Origin of the sequence: Paenibacillus sp. W4I10 (assembly GCF_030816325.1) — a bacterium.
Lineage (GTDB): Bacteria > Bacillota > Bacilli > Paenibacillales > Paenibacillaceae > Paenibacillus > Paenibacillus amylolyticus_B.
Genome location: NZ_JAUSXX010000001.1, coordinates 1,877,913 through 1,900,153 on the forward strand (window position 1 = coordinate 1,877,913; position 22,241 = coordinate 1,900,153).

Consider the following 22,241-nt stretch of genomic DNA (forward strand, 5'->3'; position numbering starts at 1 on the left):
ATCATAATTGAACTTATTCATTTATTCCAACGCATTATATGTTATGATTTGATGAACTAGAAGGAATGAAGGAATGGTACAAATGGAGCTTCTTCAACTAAAATATTTCCTGACAGTGGCCCGATGCGAACATGTTACGGAAGCTGCGGGAAAGCTGCATGTCACGCAATCCTCCCTGAGCAAAACGATACAACGATTAGAGGACGACCTTGGAGTCCCTTTATTTGATCGAATCGGGAGAAAGCTGCGATTAAACGACTTTGGAAGAACATTTCTTCAGCGAACTGAAAAAGCCTTATTTGAATTGGAACAAGGAAAGCGGGAAATCGCTGACCTCTCCAATCCGGATCAGGGTACACTGCAATTGGCGGTGACTACGGCAAGCACATTGCCAGGTATACTGCGGGAATTCCGGAAAACCAAGCCGGATATTCAGTTCCATGTGCAAATGGTTTCGTTAGAAAACATGTCCAGACTTCTACATCGGGGCGAGGTGGACTTTTGTCTCTCCTCCCCTCCGATTGAAGGTGACGACATCGAATGTCAGATACTATATGAAGATCCGATCGTAGTCGCTGTTCCTACGGGGCATCGATATGCAGACCGAAGCAGCATTCAGTTAACTGAGCTTAAGGACGAGTGGTTTGTTGGGGTGAAGCAAGGGTATGGGGTTCGTGATATGGTAGATTCCGTATGTCAATCCGCTGGTTTCCTACCGAAATATGTATATGAAGGTGATGAGCCTGCAAGATTAACAGCCCTTGTTGAAGCGGAGATCGGTCTCGCGTTTATACCTAGCACAGCCAGAAACCCGCATGAGCGCATTAGATATCTTCAGGTAGAGGAACACCAACTCGTTCGTGAGATCGCTTTGCTTTCGCACAAAAACAGGTATATTTCCAAAGCCGCTTTAGAGTTTCGCAGCGTGGTTATGGACTATTTCAGTGCTATGCCATGAGCACAAATTCAATCCAGAGGAGTTGTCATTTTGATATTAAAAGCAGAAAAATTTGATCATATTTCAGAGACAGAACGGCTAGTCATCCGACCATTACAGAAAGACGACTATGAAAATTGGTTGAATGAGTTTGAAAACCGCTTGCCCTCCCAACACCGTCATGATAAAGGGAAAATGGATATGAGTGAATGTACGCTGGATTGGTTTCATGATCTGGTAGATCGACACCAGGAGTTAGCGCGTACAGATGCGGTTTATGTATTTGGTGTGTTTAGAAAGCATGATGGTACACATCTGGGTATGATTGATATTGCGACCTTGGCAAGAGATCATTTTCAATGGGGAAGCTTCGGATACACGATCCATAATCAGTATTGGCGAAAAGGTTATGGGAAAGAAGCAGTGAATGAAGCACTTCATATTGCATTTGAACATCTGAAATTCCACCGCATAGAAGCTCATATTAATGTGGATAATACCCCTTCCATGAAACTAGCAGAGAGTGTTGGTATGGAATTTGAATGTCTACGTAAAGGGTTTATACACGAAAATAATGAATGGACCGATCACTTGGTGTATTACAAAAATTCTAATTAATCTAATCTCACCGATAATCAAAAAAGCGAACAAAACACTTGCGTGCTCTGTTCGCTCTTCTTCATGCATCCAGACTGCTGTCTTCGCCTTACTCGCCCAAGCTGTTCCAGAATGATTGGAACGCGCCTTTCTCCACTTCCAGGAATGCCGGAACATTACCGTAACGCACCAGACCATCACCAAACAGAACCAGTGGGACCTGCGTTTTGTCTTCCAGCGTGAGATAGATGATCTTGCGATCTTCCTTGCCGTAGAGGTTCTCTTCCAACTCCGGACTCGTTGCGATTGGTTTGGCAGTAGATAACGCAGAGATGAAGCTATCCAGCGATCCGTCAGTTGCTACTAACGGCTGAAGCTGCTGCAATCCATTATTCCAGCTATTAAACGTCTCCCATTGCGCCGAGGCGATGTTGCCTTCGAGATGAAGCTTGCCGATCAGGTCGGCACCCGTACCAATGGTGATCCCGTTGTTCTTGTCGAATAGCTGAGCATACACCTGACCATCGATCTCGGTGTAAGACATGATGCGGAAGTCCTTGTCGTAGCCATTGACCGCATAGATGTCTGCTTCGCCAATGTTGGAAGCAAGCTCCGTATATTTATCCTGGCCGCTCAGTTCATTGATGCCACCAGTTGTAGTGCCAAGCTTCTCACCTCGTAGATTGAGTGCATTTACGCCTTCAAGCAATGTTGGGGACTGTGTATATACGTTTCCTCCATACACAACCAGTTGCATCATATCAGCCATCGCGCCTTTGCCCTGTGAATTCGGCAACTCCATCTTCGGAATCACGATCGGGTCAACCGACGCGCCTGGAGTCACCGCTGCCACCTGTGGTGTTGGTGCGGCTGGCCCATTGAATTGTTGCCATACACTTGGCGCAGCCAATCCAATGCTGGCAGCTATAACAACACTTGCTGCAATGTACAGTGGTTTACGTTGACGTTTTGGTCCCTGATGTTGCGTGTTTAAGGATTGCTCTACCCGTTTTTTCATTTGTTCGTTTGTTTTCATATGATCCACCGCTTTCTTGTAGTTTTGTTTGAATTGTTCTTCGTTCATTACAGTTCCTCTCCTTCCAGCTCCAGTTTTAACAGCTGTCTTCCTCGTTTTAATCTCATTTTCACTGCTGATTCGCTAATCTCCAGGATCTCGCTGATTTCTCGGATCGGATAATCTTCGTAATAATACAGATGAACCACCGATCTATACTTGACGGGCAGTGACAGCACAAGTTCGATCAGCGCGTGATCTTCAGGGTTGTCTGTTGTAAGAGGATCGACTCCCTCCAGCTTGACCTCCCGTTTGCGCCAGCCTCTGCCTAATAAGGATTTGCAATGATTGGTGATGACCCTAATCAACCATGCTTTTTGATGCTCCGCATCGTTGAACGTAGGGGCTTTTTCTATTAGTTTGATGAAGGTATCCTGAGTGGCTTCCTCCGCGTCTTCTCGTCTGCCGAGGTGCACCATGGCAATCCGGAACAGCGTATCCGCGTATGTCTCATAGACTTTCATCACATGATCGCCCAGCTGGGGCACTGATCGCTGCATGGTTGTTATGCCCTCCTTTATACCTCTAACACTCTTACGGACGGCATTTGGTCACATTTTGTTTTAGGATTTTTTTACTGGTCCATTTCATTCAAAATGCAAAAAAAGAAAGCAGCCCCATGAAAAGGAGTTGCTTTCTTCATCTTCGTCTTTATTTTCATATAAAATGCATATCGTTCAATCGATTAGAATTTCTTCTGCAAAATCTCGATATTGTCTTCCAAACTGCTGTCCAAGCTTACGCCTACCTTCTGCAGTTTGTTTTGGTAATATGTTTTCACATCTTCCCATTTATAGTACGGATAGGTCTTTGTTTCGATCGGGAAGGCGATCTCTTCTTCATTTCTAAGCATTTTCACGAGAACATCCTTACCATTGGAATACAGAATCCATTGGATATTTGCTCCCATCGGTGAGATAACCGAGCCATTCCAGTTTTGGGTCACGTCCTGTGGTTTGTCGATACTCACATTAGCTCCGGCGATATCCAGGAATGAAGATAGTGGAATGATGGTTTCTGCGTGAGCAAAACGAAATATACCAGCCGTGTCTTTTTGCTGAATGGACTGGTCGGTAGACACAATCAATTCTTTTACCAGAGGTGCAATGATATTCTGCGGCAGATCCGTTGACGTTAAGGATGGACCTTTTTCATAGAAATCATTGATATTGTCAATACTCTCGTACCATTTCAACTGATTAGCCGTGAAATATCGCCCGAATTCGAAGTCACCTTCTCCTTTAATATTCGAAGAAATGATGTAGAGTTCATATAGATTAGAAGCAGCCTCGGTTGGGTTGCTGAGCTTCACTTTTCCTTTCTCATCCTTCAATTCAAACTCTCCAGAATTCAATCTCTGATAAAAGTCTTCAGAGAAAAATTGCAAAAGGACCTCTTTTGCATAACGCGTTCCAGTGTTCTGTGTGACATAATCCTCGTATAACTTAACCCAGTCTCCATCTTCTACGTACTCGTTATACTTCGTAGCCAAGTCGTAGGGCCGTAGATAGGGGTCTTTCCCTTCTTCAAAGGCTGAAGCCAGAATGTCTACCTTATTATTTCCCAAGCTTTCCTTTAACCCGTCAATAAACTGATCTCTGCTCTGCGGCGTTCGATCTTTGAAGGTTGCTTGTGCAATCACTTTTTTATCCGATGTAAAAAGTTCTTTGAAATTCTGCCCAACTCTGGCCCCTATTGCTTTCAGTTCTTCTCCACCCGTAGTGGATAACAATCCATAATGATCTTTTTCAACCTTCATCAGATTGCCAATTTCCTTCTTCAGCTCTTTGCCCAAATTAGTGATCTGCCCGTCCTTTTCAGCGATGTCGAGCAGTTCAAATAACGTCTTGTCGTACTTGGAACTGGATAGATGTCTGGAACCATGTCTCCCTATGTAGTTAATAAATATGGGTTCATATCCAATAGGAGCTTTTGTATAACTTGTTTCCTTAAAAGGATATGGCGTTTTGGTACCGCGGTATCCCTGCTGATCGTTCATTTTTTGTCCAACAAACACCGATTGGGTGTTGTTATCCCAGTCTACCTCTTGCCCCAAGGCTTCACCAATCGCTCTTGCAGGTACATAAGTGACCCCATTGTAGAGAAATGATTCGCCTTCCACCCTTTGTCCGTTCACAACCACATTAGCTGATTGTTCGGACACTTCGATCATGCGTTTGGAGCCTGCGCCATATACGTCAAACACACTTACAGACGTTAAGATGGCGAGTGATGCTACTGAAATCCCGATTTTTTTGATCATCATAATGAATAGTTTTCTCCTTATTCCGCCTGATATTGGTTTATTTTCGCTCATCATACTATAGGTGAGAAGTGTCTGCGCCGTATCCATCCTATGTTAATTAATTGTAAAAGAATACATATAAATATTGACGTAAAATCTCATACGACAAAAAGAGCCGCTCCTTAGCGACTCTGACTTCTCGTTATAAAAAGATATCTTCTCTGCCATACAATAAAAAGATAATTGCTATTTGCCCCGCATTACAGCGGTTTTCTATATATTTTTATATCTATCCCTGACTCCGTCGGATGACCTTCTCCAACAAGTGTCTCACGGTTCAAGAAGGATAAGGCTTTGCTGTCTGTAATCATTTTGGGGGAAGTACGAAATAAAGCAGTTTTCAGCGTTTTATCAATATTTCCGTTATTTTCGATATAAATTTTGCAGGAATGACCTGTGTTGTCGGTCCCTTGGAGCATGTATCTTGCCGATAGAGTATGCGGACCACCATTCTTCCCGATAATCTGCGTATCCACTCCTCCACCCAGCACAATTCCCTCAAAGTACTTTCCGGTTACGCTGCCTGTAAAAGTAATCATAACAACCGAATCATCTTCGCTATTTTGCAAATCAAATGATTTCTCAATGTTCACATGCACCGTAAACAATTCCTCTAATTTCACGTGTTCCCACCTCCATATGAATTCAATTATACCTCTACTCACTAAAAAAAAGATTTACATATTTCCTTCAAATCATTTAAAATGGTTTACACAATGTAAAGGTTAACAAGTTGTAAATGAAGGGGTTAATGACGTACATGAGTACATTACCAAAATCAGTTCGCTTTCCACTGTTTATTCTGATGTTAAATCTGTTTATTGCTTTATTGGGGCAAGGGATGCTCATCCCCATATTGCCGGAGTATTTGAAGCTTTTTCATGCGGGAGGCACAGTAGCAGGATTTTTAGTTGCAGCCTTCGGTGCTGCTCAATTCTTCTTTTCACCTCTCGGGGGACAACTGTCTGATCGATTTGGACGCAAAAAGTTGATCATTGCAGGTATGTTTCTGTCTGTCATTTCAGATATCATATTTGCGCTGTCAACGTCATTGCCGTTCCTCTATGTCGCACGGTTTATTGGTGGAATCAGTCTTGGTTTAATGGTTCCTGCCAACCTCGCATATGTCGCTGATATTACAACGCCAGAGACACGTGCAAAAGGCATGGGCTATTTCGGCGCAGCTATGAACTTGGGGATGGTTCTGGGACCTGGTCTGGGCGGTCTCATCGCCGAGATGGGCATTCGCATGCCCTATTTCTTCGCAGCGGGTCTGGGACTGATTGCTGCCCTAATGACGCTGCTATTGCCTGAGACACTTCCCCCCGAGAAAAGAACGGTCTCCATCCGTCTTCAAAAAGGAGATCACTTGGGCAAGAAAATCTGGAGTTCTTTTAAAGTCCCCTATTTCAAATACTTGATTGTGTTGCTTGTCATGACCTTTGGTCTCATGAGTTATGAGACGGTATTTGCTCTTTTTGCAGAGCAAAAATACGGATTCGATGCTGCAACAATCTCCATCATTATTACCTTGGGGGCGATTATCGGTATTGTTGTGCAGATCTGGCTTTTGGATTGGTTTGTACAGAGAATCGGTGAAGTTAAGTTGATCCGTCTATCTTTAATAATCACACCCATAGCTTTATTGTTAATGTTAATTAAGGTCAACCTTGTCTTTCTGTTATTCGCTTCTGCGTTATTCTTTGCCTTCAATTCGTTTTTGCGACCTTCGGTCAGCACATTAATATCCAAGAATGCAGGAGATCGGCAAGGTTATGCATCCGGTCTGAATACGACATTTTCCAGTCTCGGAACGGTGATTGGGCCGCTGATCGCAGGACTATTGTTTGACAAAAACATAAACTTCCCGTATATTTTTGGTGCAATTATGCTGCTCGCTTCACTCGGACTGACCTTGAACGCATTTCGTTCGAAGAAAGGACAATTGTATACAAGTGAATGAAAACTGGCATCAACAATTGGGAAATAAACATCGTGATGATTTGATTACAGCAGGTAAGGAGCTTTTTTTGAAATATGGATTGCTCCAGGTGAAAATTAAGGATGTATGTACAAAAGCTGAACTGAGTAGAGTGACCTTTTATAAACATTTTCAGTCTATGGATGAGCTTCTTCTAGCCATTCAGATGCAACTGATCGAACATTTAACGGATGAGGTTAGCCGTGCATCAACGAAGGACTTGAATGGACGAGAACAACTCAAGGTCATGTTGAATGCATGGGTTGTTTATGCCCAGGTTCATCCAGACTACATCAGGTTTATTCAATTGTTTGATATCAACTATGAGATGTATGACTTTAGAGCTGAATTAAGAGAAGAGTATGATAAGTTCAACCAGAACGGGAAAGAAAAACATTTCCTGATGGGCGCTTTATCCCAAGGCGTTGTTGACGGTAGTATTAAGAATCCGTCCCCTCCGCTCGATCTGGCTCAGTTTATCTTCACAACGATGATGGGCATGCTCCAGCGCATGGTAACCATTCGTGCTGCTCATGATCATTCATTGGATATGCGAATGACGGAGCAATTTGTGAAGATGCTGCTTCATTTTGTTTGTAGCGAGGAAATACCCGAGTGATGGCATGGTAGATGGATCGATAAAACAAAAGTTTGAAATAAAAAACGGATTCCGTATATTGGAATCCGTTTTTTTCTTCATTAATTTAGCGTTAATCCGTTAGCACGGGCAACTGTCCTCCAGCTTTCAGTTGACCAAGCAATACTTTGATCCCGGCAGATGTATTTGGCTCCTGCTTTCCATACACAGCAATTCCTGAGCGCACGTTTTGCAAATAGATCGTTTCGTAAGGGTTACCGAGTGAGAACAGCGTGTATCGCTGATTACTCTTGTTCATCGCATTAATCAAGGTTTGATACTCACTCCAACCGAACTGGCTGGCCACATTCCGGAATTGGTAAGAAGCAAGAATGACATAATTGGCTTTGCCAATCGCCTGGAGCGTTACATTCATTTTACCTTGACCAACAAGTGATATTTCAGTTTTTAACGACAGGTTATTAGCGGCTTGCAACAGTTGTTTCTCAAGCTGTTTCGCCTGTTCCAGCTCGGCTGCGACAATAACAACCCGGTCGCCTTGCTTAATTGGATCAGGAAGCACACCTTCGCGACTGCTGAGTACAGTGACCGCTCGCTCTGCGATTGTCTGCTCCACTGCTCGGTGCGCCTTCGATCCGATGATATCGTTAAGCTGAGTTAGCTTTTGCGCAAGAGTTTGACTGCGTTCAAATAAACCATATTTCGCTTTCATCTCCAAGATTCGTTTCACAGATGCATGTATGGTATCATCCTTGATCGTTCCATTGTTCACCGCGTTCACCAGCGTTTGATGGGCCGCTGCCGAATCTTTTGGCATAAGAATGATATCAACACCTGCGGAAACGGCGCGCTCTACCGATTGATTCTCCCCAAAATGCTCCGCAATTGCATTCATGGTAAAAGCATCCGACACGATGAGTCCTTCATATCCCAACTCTCCGCGAAGAAGTCCTGTCAGTACCTTTTTCGATAAGGTGGCAGGAATCGGCACACGTTCACCGTCTTTGAGCGAAGTGACATGTTCGTTGTCTATAGCAGGAAAAGCAATATGCGCGGTCATAATCATCTCTACACCATTTTTAATTGCAGCCCGAAACGGTTTTAATTCTACAGCATCCAGCCGCTCGCGATTATGAGTTAGTACCGGCATACCCAGATGGGAATCTACCTTCGTATCTCCGTGCCCAGGAAAATGCTTCACTGCCGCCATGACCCCGGATTGCTGCAAGCCCTGTATTGTTGCGAGACCAAGCCGCGTCACCAAATCTGGCTCCGAGCCAAACGAGCGTATACCAATGATGGGGTTATCCGGATTGCTGTTGATATCTAACACTGGCGCAAAATTGATCTGAAGTCCCAGTGCCTTCAGCTCCTCCCCTGTCAGCTGTCCGGCTGCTTCGGCTAGCGTTGCATCTCCAGTTGCGCCAAGCGCCATCTGACCGGGAAGGTTCGTGCCTCCTGGTATTCGCTTAATAACGCCTCCTTCTTGGTCGATGCTAAGAAATAGAGGAATGTCACCTGCTTCTCTTTGTATATCATGTGTGAACGTTGTAAGCTGCCTCACGTCTGCAATATTTTTGTCAAATAGAATGAGTCCACCCAAGTCCTGATCATGGATAGTGCGTTTCAGCCCCTCATTAACGGTCGTTGTCGCTTTACCATTCCATTGCCTAATGTCGGGCATAAGCATCTGACCAACTTGCTCACTTACCGTCATATAGGATATCAGCTTATCCCAATCTTGTGTCCGAATAGCCGCTTCACGTTCGAAGCGAATTACTCTCGCCATAAATACGGCATATTCAGCACGCGTGACAGCTTGATTCGGACGGAAGGTGGCATCTGAATAACCGCCGACCAAGCCGTTTGAACTCATAATAAGAATGGGTGCTGCCGCCCAATGCCTGTCCGTATCTGTCCATTCTGCGGGGTTCTTACCTTCCGCGAGTGAATATGCCCGTGTAAGGAAGGCAGCAGTCTCTGCGCGGCTAAGCGGTGCGTCCGGACGGAAGGTTCCGTTAGGAAAACCACTCGCAAGTCCATTTTTAGCAGCTATCATGATTTCCCGATGGAAAGGGTGTGTAGTTGGAACATCGGAATAAGTTGTGCCTTCCACTGCTCTTTGAAGCTGATCTGGATAAAGCTCCCGCACCATAAAAGTGACAGCTTGTGCCCTTGTCACAAGTGCCTCTGGCTTAAAGATCCCATTGCCATATCCGGCCACTGTTCCCCGTTTCGCCATATACGTGATGCCATCCTCTGCCCACTTTGAATACTTTAAATCAACAAACGTTTCTTCCGCAGCTGCCGTTCCCACCCCTATAAGCATAGAGCCAACAACGGCACCAATAATTGTCATCCATTTTACATGCATTTGTTTCACTCCTGTTGCAATTCTATGGATGAATAGACGCTAATACGGTATAGTTTGTTGCGTTTTCATAAATTAAATGAAGTTATATGCAGGTCATGACTACCCCTTCACTCCACCAATTGTCATGCCCTGTACAAAGTATTTCTGTAAGAACGGATACACCATCAGAATAGGAACACTTGCAATAATGGTCATGGTCGCTCGAATCGAGGTTGGTGTGACCGCCGTTGCATTGCTCTCGGCCGACTGATAAGCATCACTTGCTGATGAAGTCGCTGAGGTCGTCGAAGTTTGCAGAATCTTCATCAACTCATATTGCAATGTGCTTAATTCTTTATTGGAAGAGTTGTACAGGAATACATCGAACCAGGAATTCCATTGTCCCACAGCTACAAAGAGTGATACGGTTGCCATTGCGGGAATCGTTAGCGGCAGGACAACGTGGATAAATGTCGTGAACTCCCCTGCCCCGTCAATACGGGCTGACTCCAGAATGCCTTCAGGAAGACCTTCAATAAATGAACGGATGACAATCATATTAAAGACACCGATTACACCCGGAATGATATATACCCAGAAGGAACCGATCAATCCAAGATCTCGAATCAGCAGATAACCGGGGATCAACCCCCCGCTGAAGTACATGGTGAATACAAAAAACATCGTAACAAACTTGCGAAGCACAAATTCCTGACGACTAACCGTATATGCGAGCATGGCTGTGCAGAAAACGGACACCACGGTTCCGATAAGCGTACGCAGTGCCGAGATCAGAGTTGCGTGATAAATATCGGATTCGCCAAAAATGTATTTGTAGTTGTCCAGTGTCCATACACGAGGCCAAAGATATATTCCACCCCGAATGGCATCATTTGCATTATTGAAGGATACGGCAATCATATTAACAAAGGGATAGATCGTCACAATCATCAGACATACCATGAAGATGATGTTAATGGTGTCAAACGCTCGATCCCCGGTGCTGTTATTCCGCAAGCGGGATGTGTTTCCTTTTCGCATGGCATAGGCCTCCTTTTAGAATAGTCTGCTCTCTCCCATTTTTTTCGCTATATAGTTCGCTGAGAAAAGGAAGATGAAGCTGACCACCGTTTTGAATATGCCGGCTGCTGTACCTAAGGAAAAGTTCCCCATCCCTAATCCATATTTCAGTACAAAGATGTCCAGATTCTCTGAATAGTCCATATTCATCCCGTTACCCAGCAGATATTGCGGTTCGAATCCGGATTCAAGAATACTTCCCATGTTCATGATCAACAAGATCACAATAACCGGTTTCAAGCCAGGCAGGGTGATATATAACATCCGTTTGAAGCGACTGGCTCCATCAATCTCGGCAGCCTCATATTGCGCCGGATCAATTGCCGTAATCGCTGCCAGATAGATAATGGTGTTCCAACCGACATCTTTCCAGACCTCAGTTGCCCCCAGAATACCCCAGAAGTATTCTCCTTTCCCCATCCAGAGTACCGGACTGTCAATCAGGTGAAGCTTCATCAGCAGCAGATTGATAATTCCGTCTGGTGACAGGACTGTTAATACAATGCTGGAAGCAACAACCCACGAGATAAAGTGAGGCAGATAACTGACGGTTTGCACAAAACGTTTAAATATGACATTTTTCAGCTCATTCAATAAAAGGGCCAGTGTAATTGCTGTTACAAATCCCAACACCAGTTTAATGGAACTCATAACGAGAGTGTTTCGCAGCACCCGGTAGAAGGTATTGTCCTCAAACAAGATACTAAAATGATGCCAGCCTACCCACTGCTGATCGGAGAAGGACCTCGCCGGTTTGAAATTCTGAAAAGCCATGGTCCATCCCCATAACGGCAGGTACTTGAAGATAAAAGCCCAGATGACAAAAGGAATACACATCCATGCAAGGGTTCGTTGCTGCACAAGTCGCTTAAAGAACGAGTGTGCTCTGGTTCCCTTCGGACTCGAGGCTGGAGGCATCGAGTTAAGGGAGACATTAGGTTTCTCCACGGTGAACCTGCTCCCTTCCTGTGCTGTTATTCATGCGAGGAGAAACCGGAGTTTAGGCTCTGTCATCTTCTCCTGCGCATGTAACAGTTTGTTTTAAAGTGTTTGTATTACCATTTTCCTGCTACACGATCCTTCACAACTTTGGTAATGGTCGCTTCATAACCAGCTTTGTCCAATTTGTTCAATTCAGCCATGTAGGCATCCCACAACTTATCAAAATTTGATGGTGCTCCCAAAATCATTTCCGGTAAGTATTTACGTTGCAGATCATCCGATTTGGTGGTGAAGATCTGTTCAGGTGATCCTTGCTCAAGAGCGATGGACCATGCGGGGAACCATGGCCGCTCTTCCGGTTTGTTAAATAATTCACTAAAGGTTTGGATTCCGTAGGCTTCAAGGAACTTCTTGTCTCCCTCGGTATAAGATGCAGCGGCTACTTCTGGCTGGTTGCCAGGGCTATAAGCGTTACCATCGGTAAGTGTAGATTCACCGCCATATCGCGGCCAGTCTGATCCGAAGTAGGTGAACCCGAATTTACGGCTCAGCTCCAGATCATCATGGGCTTTGCGTTGATCCTCATTTGCAAAATAAAATCTGCCCTTATCATCCACACTGTACGTCTCGTCCTTGATTCCCCATTGCACCAGAACCTGATTCTCTTCCTTCAGCAAATTATCGAAATATTTGATGATACGAACAGGGTCTTTGGCATTCACTGAGATACCTGTTGCATAGTTGTTGACAAAGCCGGGAGGATCAACATACTGATCCTTAATTCCTTCATCAAACACAATCGGAAGTGGTGCATAACGTTTCTCATCAATGCCTGCCGAGAGCAGGTTTTTCGATGCGTCTCCAACCTGCCAGCCATAATTGAAGTATCCTAACACACGACCCGAAGTCAGCTTGGCCAAATACTGGTCTTTGTTCATCGTAAAGGATTCCGGATCAAGCATGCCTTGAGCATTGATTTCATTTAACTTTTGAATCCATTTTTTCTGAGCATCTGTTCCCGCGACGACTTTTGCCTCATGGGTAGTCATGTCCACCATGACACTGCCATCATTCGGATAACCGGCAAGATGCATCGCTGGATTTTGCAGTGTGAAGAAGTTATTAGCTACACCCGCAAGTGACACAAATCCGATTGTCTCTGCACCGTCGACAGTTGGATGTTTTTCCTTGTAATCCTGAATCAGATCAAAATATTCATCCAGTGTAGTAATCTTTGGATAGTCAAACTCCTTGAGCACAGAGCGCTGAATCCAGAAAGCTCCTCCGCCCACATTTGGACTACCTGAATACTCACCCTGATTAGCCGTATAAGGCAGAGCATAGATTTTTCCGTCTTCTGCATTTTTCATTTTATCGAAATATGGTCCATATACCCTTTTGATATTAGGGCCATATTCCTCAATCAGATCATCCAGCGGAATATAGGCACCGGCATCCAGTAACTTGGACATCTCACCACTGGAGCTAATGACATCAGGATAGTCTCCACTCGCAATCATGACACCGGCTTTTGTAGCACTATCACCTACCAGATATTCCATCTTCCAGTCCACACCCGTCTGCTCTTGCAACGCTTTACCGATTGTTGTTTCGCTTGCCAGAGCATCCTTCTTGCCTGGAGAGAACATGTAATACGAGAACGTGACTGGACTGTTCTCATCATCACCTGTGGCTGAAGGTGATGATGACGAGTTGTTCTGACTGCACCCAGCCAGCAAAACTGTCAGTAATACAGCTAAACCTGCTGTTCTAAATTTTGGTTTTAACATGTGAATATTCCCCCGTTCCGTGTGTTCTCTTATGGATTACAATCACCATTTGCCAGCTACACGATCCTTAACTGCCTGTGTTATCGTAGCTTCGTACGTTTTCTTGTCGAGTTGATTCAATTGACTCATATATTCATTCCATGTGTTCTCGAAAGTGGAAGGTGAATCCATAATCATTTTGGGTAAATATTTCTTCTGGAGATCTTCTGCCTTGGTGATGAAAATCTGTTCAGGAGAGCCCTGCTCCAATGCAATGGACCAAGCAGGAGACCAAGGACGCTCATCCGGTGTGCTGAATAGTTCTGTGAATGTCTCCACACCATATTTCTCTAACAACAGCTTGTCACCGTCCGTGTAACTAAAGGTAGCCACTTCTGGTTGATTGCCTGGTCCATAGGCGTTGCCATCCTCCAGTACGGAGTTATTGCCGTAACGAGGCCAGCTGTAATTAAAATAGTCAAAGCCGAACTTACGACTTAATTCAGGATCTTCATGTGCCTTGCGTTGGTCATCATTTTTGAAATAAAAACGACCCTCATCATTCACACTATACGTCTCGTCCTCAATACCCCATTGAACCAGAATCTGGTTTTCTTCCTTGAGCAAATTATCAAAATATTTAATAATTCGCACAGGATCTTTGGCATTTACGGTAATTCCGACACCGTAGTTGTTCACAAAACCTGGCGGGTCCACATACTGGTCTTTGACACTGTCATCAAATACGATCGGTAGTGATACGTAACGTTTGTCGTCAATACCAGCCTTCTTGAGGTTGTTCGTTGCGTCTCCAACCTGCCAGGAGTAACTGAAATATCCCAGCACCCGACCGGACGTCAACTTGGCGAGATACTGATCCTGGTTCATTGTGAAGGATTCGGGATCAAACATCCCCTGTGCGTTAACCTCGCTCAGCTTCTGAATCCATTGTTTCTGATAATCAGATCCGGCTACCAGTTTGGCTTCATGGCTCTGCATATCCACCATCACACTGCCATCGTTCGGATAACCTGCCAGATGCATCGCCGGATTTAGCAGGGTGAAGAAGCTACCCGATTCACCCGCAAGTGTGGCGAAGCCGATGGTTTCTTTTCCATCGATCTGCGGATGCTTTTGCTTGTATTGCTCAATCAAGTCAAAATATTCGTCCAGTGTTTTGATCTTGGGGTAGTTGAACTCTTTTAACACAGCACGCTGAATATAAAAGCCGGTCTGAAAATTAGGCTCTGACACATAACCGATGTTGGCAGTGTATGGCAAGAAATAGATCTTTCCATCCTCCTGTGTGAATTTGTCCATATAAGGCCCGTATACTCGCTTGATGTTAGGCCCGTATTGATCGATCAGTTCATCCAGCGGGATAAAGGATCCTGCATCCATCAACTTGGCCATTTCACCACTGGAGTCGATGATGTCGGGGTAATCCCCACTCGCAATCATTACACCCGCCTTGGTTGCACCGTCGCCGACCAGATATTCCATTTTCCAGTCAACGCCTGTTTGTTCCTGTAACTTCTTGCCAATGGTCGTGCTGCTTGCCAGAATGTCCTTCTTGCCACCGCCAAACGTGAAATATTTAAAGGTGACCGGGGTGTTGTCATTACTGTCAGGATAAGAGGCTTCCGGGCTGGCTTTATTACAACCTGCCAAGGTTACAGCCAGTAAAATTGCCAGACCTGTTATAATGTTTCTTTTTCTAAACATGTAGCAAATGCCCCCTTAAAGTATTGTTTGTGTCTTTAAGCCTTCTCAATATATCAAGATAGCGCTTTCAAAGTTACCCATGAAAGTGTACCTCCTACTTTGAAAAGTATATCCCTCATATTTAGTCGCCTGGTATGGCTGATGGATCAAGTGGAAGCTTAATTTGAATACGTGTTCCTTCTCCTTCCCATGTCTGGATGTCGAATGTAAAGTGATTTTTATAACAAAGTTTTAAGCGACTATACGCATTTTTCATGCCAACATGCTCTCCCATATCGGTGTTTTGATCCAGGTAACTTAGCAACTCTTCCAATTTTGGTTGTGACATCCCTATACCGTTATCCGTTAGTCTGATATGGAGCTGGTCATTTTCCATTGAAACGAAGAGTTGAATGATACCTACACCCGGAGATGACTCAATTCCATGAATACTTGCATTTTCAACAAAGGGAAGGATAACCATCTTGGGGATTCGGTACATCAGTACCGCAGGATCTGCCTCAATGGTATATTGAAGTTTTTCTCCAAAGCGGTATTTTTGAATTTGCAAAAAACTCTCGATGAGTTCCAATTCTTCCTTCACTGTCACATCATTTTGATTCCAACTAATCGACTTGCGAAACATCTTGGCCATGTTATGCACGATTTTGGCAGTCTCTCTCTCGCCTTTGATGAGGCTCCGCATACGTACCGACTCCAGCGTATTAAACAAAAAATGCGGGTTGATCTGACTATGGAGCGCATGAAGCTGTGCTTGCTGCTGCTTTAACTCCAGGTCTTTCTTTTGGATGTCAGCGAGATATACCTCATGAATCAGGTTATGGATCGTCTCGGTCATTCGATTAAATTCCATCGTGAGTTGACCTATTTCATCTCTTGCATCTTCAGGCGGAATCGTCTGGAAATTCTGTGTTTTTACTTTTTTCATATGTTTCAGAATGCGCACCAGCCTGACATGGATGGTTCTGGACATAGCCGCGATGATAATAGAAGGCAGGACAAAATTAATGCAAGCCAGCCATACGACGAAGGAACGGGACTTCCGCACCTCCTTCAACACAATTTCTTCATCCATCACCCCTTGCAGGGACCACCCTTCCAGATAGTTAATGCCTGTATACGTAAGTTCAAAGGGAATCATTTTGTTCGGAAACTGGATCTCGCTGTAACGTTTCCCTATCTGAGCATCTTCTGCTGTAGGATCATTTGAAAATTGAATGTGTCCCCCCGGATCAAGAAGGTACACTTTTCCATCAAATCCGCTGTTGTGAAAATACTGTTTGATCATATCCATATTCAGGTCAATTTTAAGTAACTGCTCTCTCCCCCCAGTGTCCAGATTGTCGAGCCTTTGAACCAGACTTAACATCTGATCCGATGAGATCAGTGCCGGATAAGGGGCGGAGTATGCCTGAAATTGAACGTACCAGTCCGAGTTGCGGACATCGTCAGTTAAACGATCAATATAACCGGAAGATAAAATGGTAGAATTATCGGTATACACTTGATACCAGCGAATTCCCTGATTCATTTGACCGGAGAATTGCCCTTTAAGATAGGAATTATAAGCATCAATGTACTCAAAATGACTTTGAAATGAACGGGAGATGGTGTCGTTGAATACAGGGTCAGTATATAACGAATAAGAGAGGCCGACGCCCTGATCAATGGTTACCCGCAGGTCGTTCTTCAGATTGTTCAAGGCCATGCCGGCATCACGAGTTTTCTGACTACGAATATTGGCGGATGTGACATTGTAGAACACCACATTGGTAACAACGATGGGAATAAACACAGATAAGACATACATGAGCAGTAGCTTATCTCGAAGCTTCATGTAATTCAGGTTCCATCTTGGCATTGTGCACCTCGCTGCTCATTTCCCATAAGGAGATTGCGATACTCTGTAGGCGATAACTTAACAAGTTTCTCAAACTGGGTTACAAAATAGTCCGCATTCTGAAATCCTACGCGTGCAGCAACCTCGTACATTCTCAGATCCGTCTGGCGCAGTAACTTCTTCGCCTCATAAATCCGCAGGTTCAGCAGATAGTCATTAAAGTATTGATTGTAGCTTTTGCGGAATAATCGCCCAAGATAGACGGGATTCATATAGAAGAGCGCAGCAATGCTTTTGAGATTGATGTTCTCGGTATAATTTGCATCAATATACCGTTTGATCTTGCTGATATCCCCTTTGGATCGCTCCATCCGCAGTTGAGAGACATAATCCTCGGCTTCCTCGAGCGCAGTGAGAAAAGCATTCTTCAATAGTCGTAAATTCCAACCTTCATGACTTTGTTGTGCCAGCTCCTTCAGCTGCTGCAACCCTTCATCATTACCACCCATTTCGTGGACCACAGCGAGAATACCCGTTATACAACGCAAAAGAGAACCCGATACAGCCTGAGGAGAAAACCGACTCATATGAAACAATTTGAATTTCTCTTCTACAATCTTGTGGTAAGCAGGCCTATTCCCCTCTTCCAGGCTCAAAATTAAGTGATCCACCTCGTCCTGGTATACATTGAAAACAAACAGCGGTTTGTCCTTGATCTCCGTATAACGTACGACACCACCAGTTTCAGCATATTTATGCTTGGCTGCTTCTTCAGCCGCCATAAGTGATTGTGGGACATCACCAATTTCTTTGACGAGTGTTCCTGCGTAAAGACCGATATCCAGGTTAAATCTTTTGCTCAGTGTTATATGAATATTATGCAGTTTATCCTGTAACGCCGAGCCCCCTTGATGATGATCAGGCCACAACAGTAATAAAGCAAACGTGCCGCGTTGTTGCTCACTGATGAACATTTTGCATAAATTACTCTCCAGAGAATGTACTGCTTCACGCAGCTGTTCAATGGTAATTTTAATTTCATCTAATCCGGTCTGAAGTTCAATCAAAGTCATGAGCAGACTGGAGTTACGATTGATCCCAAGCATCTCGGCATATCGATGTTCATCTTCCTTCTGTACATGGCCTTTGATCACATCCTCCAGCATGATGTTACTCGCCTGTCCCTCAGCCAAAAGAATATGTTTTCTTTTATTGCAAATCAGATTAGCCGACTTCTGCAACGTCGCCGTCAGTTCTTCATCATCAATAGGCTTAAGGATATAGTCATGAACGCCGTACCTGATTGCCTGCTGTGCATATTTGAAGTCATGATAACCACTGATGATAATGAACACAGGTTCCAGATGTGGCATTTTCTCAACGGCACGTATCAGTTCCAGTCCATCCAGGATTGGCATACGGATATCTGTTATAATCACGTCTGGTTGCAGGCATTCAATCAGATTTAATGCCTCTGCACCGTTCTCTGCCTCTCCGATAATCTCCATGTTAAGATCCATCCAATGTATGAGTTCATACAGCCCCTTTCGTACATACATCTCGTCATCTACCAGTAATACTTTTAACATCCGTGTGTCCCCCTTTCCTCCAACGAAAATAAACCGCCAGAAACTAGTCATCTCCTATCTGGAAGCGATTTCATTAATTATACTCAAATATGTAATATGCTTACATTTTATAGGTTGTGATCTGTAATTTCATTGCATAGATCGTTATATTTATTGCGCGAAAGGACTATTAAAGATATCGATTTCACACCAAAAAGCCATTGATTCAGCTTGAATCAATGGCTTTATCTTAGCTCACAAAAGAAAAAGAGCGAATTCATCCGGCAATTTTGTCGGATGATATTCGCTCATGTAAATCAGTAACTCATTGATGATTATTCTATTAATTCCAATGATATCCTTTTAATTCAATTATAGAATTGGGGCCAGGAAAGGTTAATTCTATTTTTTGGTCCAGATAGGACACGGTTACTCTTGTTTCTTCAATAGAACGAATTCTGGTATTCAACAGACGACCATTTTCCCATTCCAGTTCTAATTCAAATCCGCCACGAGCCCGAATACCACGAATATATCCTTTTGGCCAAGCTGCCGGCAAAGCAGGTAACAATCTGATTACTTCGTTATGGCTCTGAAGAAGCATCTCTGCTATACCTGCAGTACCTCCAAAGTTCCCATCAATTTGAAATGGAGGATGGTCACAAAACAGATTGGGTAACGTGGAGGAACGTAGAAGTTCCACGATGTTATCGTGTGCAAGTTCCGACTCCTCTAATCGGGCCCACATATTGAGAATCCACGCCCTGCTCCATCCTGTGTGTCCGCCACCGTGTTCCAGTCTTCTGTCGAGTGTTACACGAGCTGCCTTGGCCAGATCAGGCGTTGATTGCAACGTAATTTGCGTTCCAGGATGCAAAGCGAATAAATGGGAAATATGTCTGTGTCCAGGTTCCATTTCATCATAATCCTTACTCCACTCTTGGATCTGGCCATGTTTGCCAATGGAGGTCTCCGGTATTTTGGTTAAAGCACTACGGAGTTCTTCTCCGAATTCCTGATCTTCTTGCAATATCCGGGTACTTTCAATGCAACGCGTGAAGAGTTCTCTAATAATCTGATTGTCCATTGAAGCACCAAAACATAAAGCCCCCGACTCTCCATTATCTAATATATAGCGATTTTCCGGTGAGGACGAAGGACATATCACCCAATTGCCGGAAGGATCCTCTATTAGATAATCCAGAATAAACATAGCCGCATCTTTCATCGTGGAGTAAACCTTTTTGAGAAATTGAACATCCTTATTGTATTCGTAGTGGTCCCATAGATGTAATGAAAGCCATGCTCCTCCCATGGTCCAAAACGTCGATGTCATGCATACATCCTGCGGTGCAGCATCTGCCCAGATATCCGAATTGTGATGAGCAACGAATCCCTTGCATCCGTACATGGTTCTAGCGGTTTCCTTTCCCCGGACTTGCAGTCGATCTATAAAATCAAACAATGGAATGTGACATTCAGACAGATTGCAGCTTTCTGCAGGCCAGTAGTTCATCTGTGTATTAATATTAATCGTATATTTGCTATCCCATACAGGAAGCATGTCTTTATTCCATATCCCTTGAAGGTTTGCAGGTAAAGAACCTGGACGACTGCTTGAGATAAGCAAATAACGACCAAATTGAAAGTATAGACTCATGAGTTCCGGATCATGCTTACCAGCTCTAAGCCGCTCAAGGCGCTGATCGATTGGAAGTTCGGAACATATCACATCTTTATTATCATCTTCGAGATGTATATCCATCTTTTTGAATAAGGATTGATAGTCCGAGACATGATCGGCGAGCAGTTCGCTATATGGTTTTGCGGAAGCAGCATCAATTCTGCGGAGGCACTCCACTTCGAGTTGTTCCTTGGGTACTCGAAAATCCGTGCAAGCCGTGATTAGAATAGTCGCTGAATTACCATCCTTCAGAGAAAGCTGACCGCTTGAATAATGAACCTGCCCTCCTTCAGATATAAGGCGTATCGCACAACAAAATCGGATTCCTTCTTCCCCCCCACTTCTTCCCCGGATGATCAAGTTATTCGTTCCACGCCTCTCGATCCGGTCCAGATAGGATTGGAAACCAACAGGATGCTTAAGAATATCTGAATAGGATGTTGATTCCAGAACGGCTCCCCTGCCAAAAACAGTGGAGAAAGATAACTTTCCAGGCACGCTAGATTTGAGATGAACAACGAGCACTTGATCCGGGTAGCTAGCAAAATAATCTCGGCTGTAAATGGATTGATCTACGGTGTAATTCACGTTTACCTTGCCTTGTTCCAGATCGAGATGTCTTTGATATCCATTTGGTTCATGTTCACTGTGATCCATAGCGATATAGAAGTCCCCTAATGGCTCATAATGTCTTTGCCCGTCAGGAACACCTACCAGAGTATCTGCTGCGAGTTCTTCTGCTTCCCTAATCTTACCGTCAAAAATCAGGCTTCTGATCTGAGATAAAGATTCAAGTGCTTGAGGATTATTCCGCTGCATCGGTCCACCATACCACAGACTATCTTCATTAAGCTGAATTCTCTCGATCTGTGTTTTCCCAAAAATCATGCCTCCAAGAGTTCCATTTCCGATAGGTAATGCCTCTTCCCATCTTCCAGCAGGTTGATTAAACCAGATATTTTTGGTCTTCACGTTAAAACCTCCAACGAATTATAATTCCTCACATTTTTTATGTTTAGTGTGTTCCATTTGTATGTTCTTTCAGTGTACTGTAATCTCTTAAGCATCTAAATGAACAAAATTAACTTGAATTATCACAATCTTATCCCAGCATTAGAGGTGTAATCGTAAATTTCGAAACTGACAGTACAAATTCTTGTTCTGGGCAAGGAAGTATAGCTATTGGCAATAAAAAAAGCCGCTATAATAGCGGCTCTGTTTCGTTCATTTCATTTAGCTTACGTAAAGCTTGGCATAAGTTATAAGATATTTCGCTCCATTTGTTGCATGAATTGCCTCAATATCAGCCGATCTTCCGAAGAAATGGATTGAAGTAGTTTCTCTTGCTGCTCTCTCCATTTATACTCAACCGGTTTTTCTAATTCTTTGCCCTTATCGGTTAGAAAGATACGCATGATCCTTGCATCCTGTACATCACGTTTGCGATATATAAATCCGTTCTGTTCCAGTGATTTGACCATGTTTGTAACCGTTGGTGGTTCACATTTCATATGTTCACTTAGTTGCATCTGTGTTACCCCATCACCCAACCACAGCCGATACAACAGATTATCTTGTCCTACATAGAGATTAAGTTCCCGAAGAGATTCACTATAATTTCGACGCATTTGGGAGGAAATTCGGTCTAAAGACTGTCGAATATCACAATCTACTGCATCTGTCGTCATGAACGATCCCTCCCTAACATCCGAATTATATTTAGCAGACTAAATGTATCATGGGGATATACAGGTGTCAATTCACCTTAGTGTCGTCTTTAAGGGCTT

At 43.9% G+C, this 22,241-nt stretch carries 17 protein-coding genes; 4 read left to right on the plus strand and 13 right to left on the minus strand.

Annotated elements, in window-relative coordinates; all coding sequences use genetic code 11:
• Positions 1-82: 82 nt before the first annotated feature.
• Both QF049_RS08390 and QF049_RS08395 read left to right on the plus strand, forming a co-directional pair.
• Positions 83-958, plus strand: coding sequence for a LysR family transcriptional regulator (locus QF049_RS08390; RefSeq protein WP_124115553.1), 876 nt, complete (start codon positions 83-85; stop codon positions 956-958).
• A 30-nt stretch (positions 959-988) separates the two neighbouring features.
• The gene (locus tag QF049_RS08395; RefSeq protein ID WP_307536497.1) at positions 989-1,555 is read left to right on the plus strand and encodes a GNAT family N-acetyltransferase; all 567 of its coding nucleotides are present in this window, start codon (positions 989-991) and stop codon (positions 1,553-1,555) included.
• Positions 1,556-1,643: 88 nt separating this feature from the next.
• Here QF049_RS08395 and QF049_RS08400 read toward each other — a convergent pair whose 3' ends face one another.
• The 4 genes from QF049_RS08400 to QF049_RS08415 all read right to left on the minus strand — a co-directional run bounded on the left by QF049_RS08400 (position 1,644) and on the right by QF049_RS08415 (position 5,537).
• Positions 1,644-2,618, minus strand: a complete 975-nt coding sequence (locus QF049_RS08400; RefSeq protein WP_307536499.1) for a hypothetical protein — start codon at positions 2,616-2,618, stop codon at positions 1,644-1,646.
• Positions 2,618-3,109 carry an RNA polymerase sigma factor gene (locus QF049_RS08405; RefSeq protein WP_036615805.1) on the minus strand — a complete coding sequence of 164 codons (492 nt, stop codon included), beginning with the start codon at positions 3,107-3,109 and terminating at the stop codon, positions 2,618-2,620. The genes QF049_RS08400 and QF049_RS08405 overlap by 1 nt, the downstream gene beginning before the upstream one ends.
• A gap of 185 nt (positions 3,110-3,294) precedes the next feature.
• A complete protein-coding gene (locus tag QF049_RS08410; protein WP_307536501.1) occupies positions 3,295-4,875 on the minus strand; it encodes a histidine-type phosphatase in 1,581 nt (526 codons plus the stop codon).
• 239 nt (positions 4,876-5,114) lie between these two features.
• Positions 5,115-5,537 (minus strand): DUF3237 domain-containing protein, encoded by a 423-nt coding sequence (locus QF049_RS08415; protein WP_307536503.1) that lies wholly within the window; start codon positions 5,535-5,537, stop codon positions 5,115-5,117.
• Between the two features lie 137 nt (positions 5,538-5,674).
• Here QF049_RS08415 and QF049_RS08420 point away from each other — a divergent pair, with 137 nt between their 5' ends.
• Both QF049_RS08420 and QF049_RS08425 read left to right on the plus strand, forming a co-directional pair.
• Positions 5,675-6,877: an MFS transporter gene (locus tag QF049_RS08420; protein ID WP_036671164.1), complete on the plus strand. Its 1,203-nt coding sequence runs from the start codon at positions 5,675-5,677 to the stop codon at positions 6,875-6,877.
• Complete coding sequence (locus QF049_RS08425; protein ID WP_307536505.1) at positions 6,870-7,514, plus strand: TetR/AcrR family transcriptional regulator; 645 nt, start codon at positions 6,870-6,872, stop codon at positions 7,512-7,514. Before QF049_RS08420 ends, QF049_RS08425 begins: the two co-directional genes overlap by 8 nt.
• Before the next feature lie 91 nt (positions 7,515-7,605).
• Here the strand turns inward: QF049_RS08425 and QF049_RS08430 are convergent, their stop codons facing one another.
• From QF049_RS08430 to QF049_RS08470, 9 genes are all read right to left on the minus strand, one after another.
• On the minus strand, positions 7,606-9,867 hold the full coding sequence (locus QF049_RS08430) for a glycoside hydrolase family 3 N-terminal domain-containing protein (RefSeq protein ID WP_307536507.1): 2,262 nt from the start codon (positions 9,865-9,867) through the stop codon (positions 7,606-7,608).
• Between the two features lie 99 nt (positions 9,868-9,966).
• A complete protein-coding gene (locus QF049_RS08435) occupies positions 9,967-10,887 on the minus strand; it encodes a carbohydrate ABC transporter permease (protein WP_307536508.1) in 921 nt (306 codons plus the stop codon).
• A gap of 15 nt (positions 10,888-10,902) precedes the next feature.
• Positions 10,903-11,844: an ABC transporter permease gene (locus tag QF049_RS08440; RefSeq protein ID WP_051153902.1), complete on the minus strand. Its 942-nt coding sequence runs from the start codon at positions 11,842-11,844 to the stop codon at positions 10,903-10,905.
• 137 nt (positions 11,845-11,981) lie between these two features.
• On the minus strand, positions 11,982-13,658 hold the full coding sequence (locus QF049_RS08445; RefSeq protein WP_307536510.1) for an ABC transporter substrate-binding protein: 1,677 nt from the start codon (positions 13,656-13,658) through the stop codon (positions 11,982-11,984).
• A 42-nt stretch (positions 13,659-13,700) separates the two neighbouring features.
• On the minus strand, positions 13,701-15,362 hold the full coding sequence (locus QF049_RS08450) for an ABC transporter substrate-binding protein (protein ID WP_307536513.1): 1,662 nt from the start codon (positions 15,360-15,362) through the stop codon (positions 13,701-13,703).
• Between the two features lie 121 nt (positions 15,363-15,483).
• The gene (locus QF049_RS08455; RefSeq protein WP_307536515.1) at positions 15,484-17,199 is read right to left on the minus strand and encodes a sensor histidine kinase; all 1,716 of its coding nucleotides are present in this window, start codon (positions 17,197-17,199) and stop codon (positions 15,484-15,486) included.
• Between the two features lie 5 nt (positions 17,200-17,204).
• Complete coding sequence (locus QF049_RS08460; RefSeq protein ID WP_307536517.1) at positions 17,205-18,791, minus strand: response regulator; 1,587 nt, start codon at positions 18,789-18,791, stop codon at positions 17,205-17,207.
• Between the two features lie 322 nt (positions 18,792-19,113).
• Positions 19,114-21,426 (minus strand): glycoside hydrolase family 95 protein, encoded by a 2,313-nt coding sequence (locus QF049_RS08465; RefSeq protein WP_307536519.1) that lies wholly within the window; start codon positions 21,424-21,426, stop codon positions 19,114-19,116.
• A gap of 287 nt (positions 21,427-21,713) precedes the next feature.
• On the minus strand, positions 21,714-22,142 hold the full coding sequence (locus QF049_RS08470; RefSeq protein WP_091019087.1) for a MarR family winged helix-turn-helix transcriptional regulator: 429 nt from the start codon (positions 22,140-22,142) through the stop codon (positions 21,714-21,716).
• Positions 22,143-22,241: the final 99 nt, after the last annotated feature.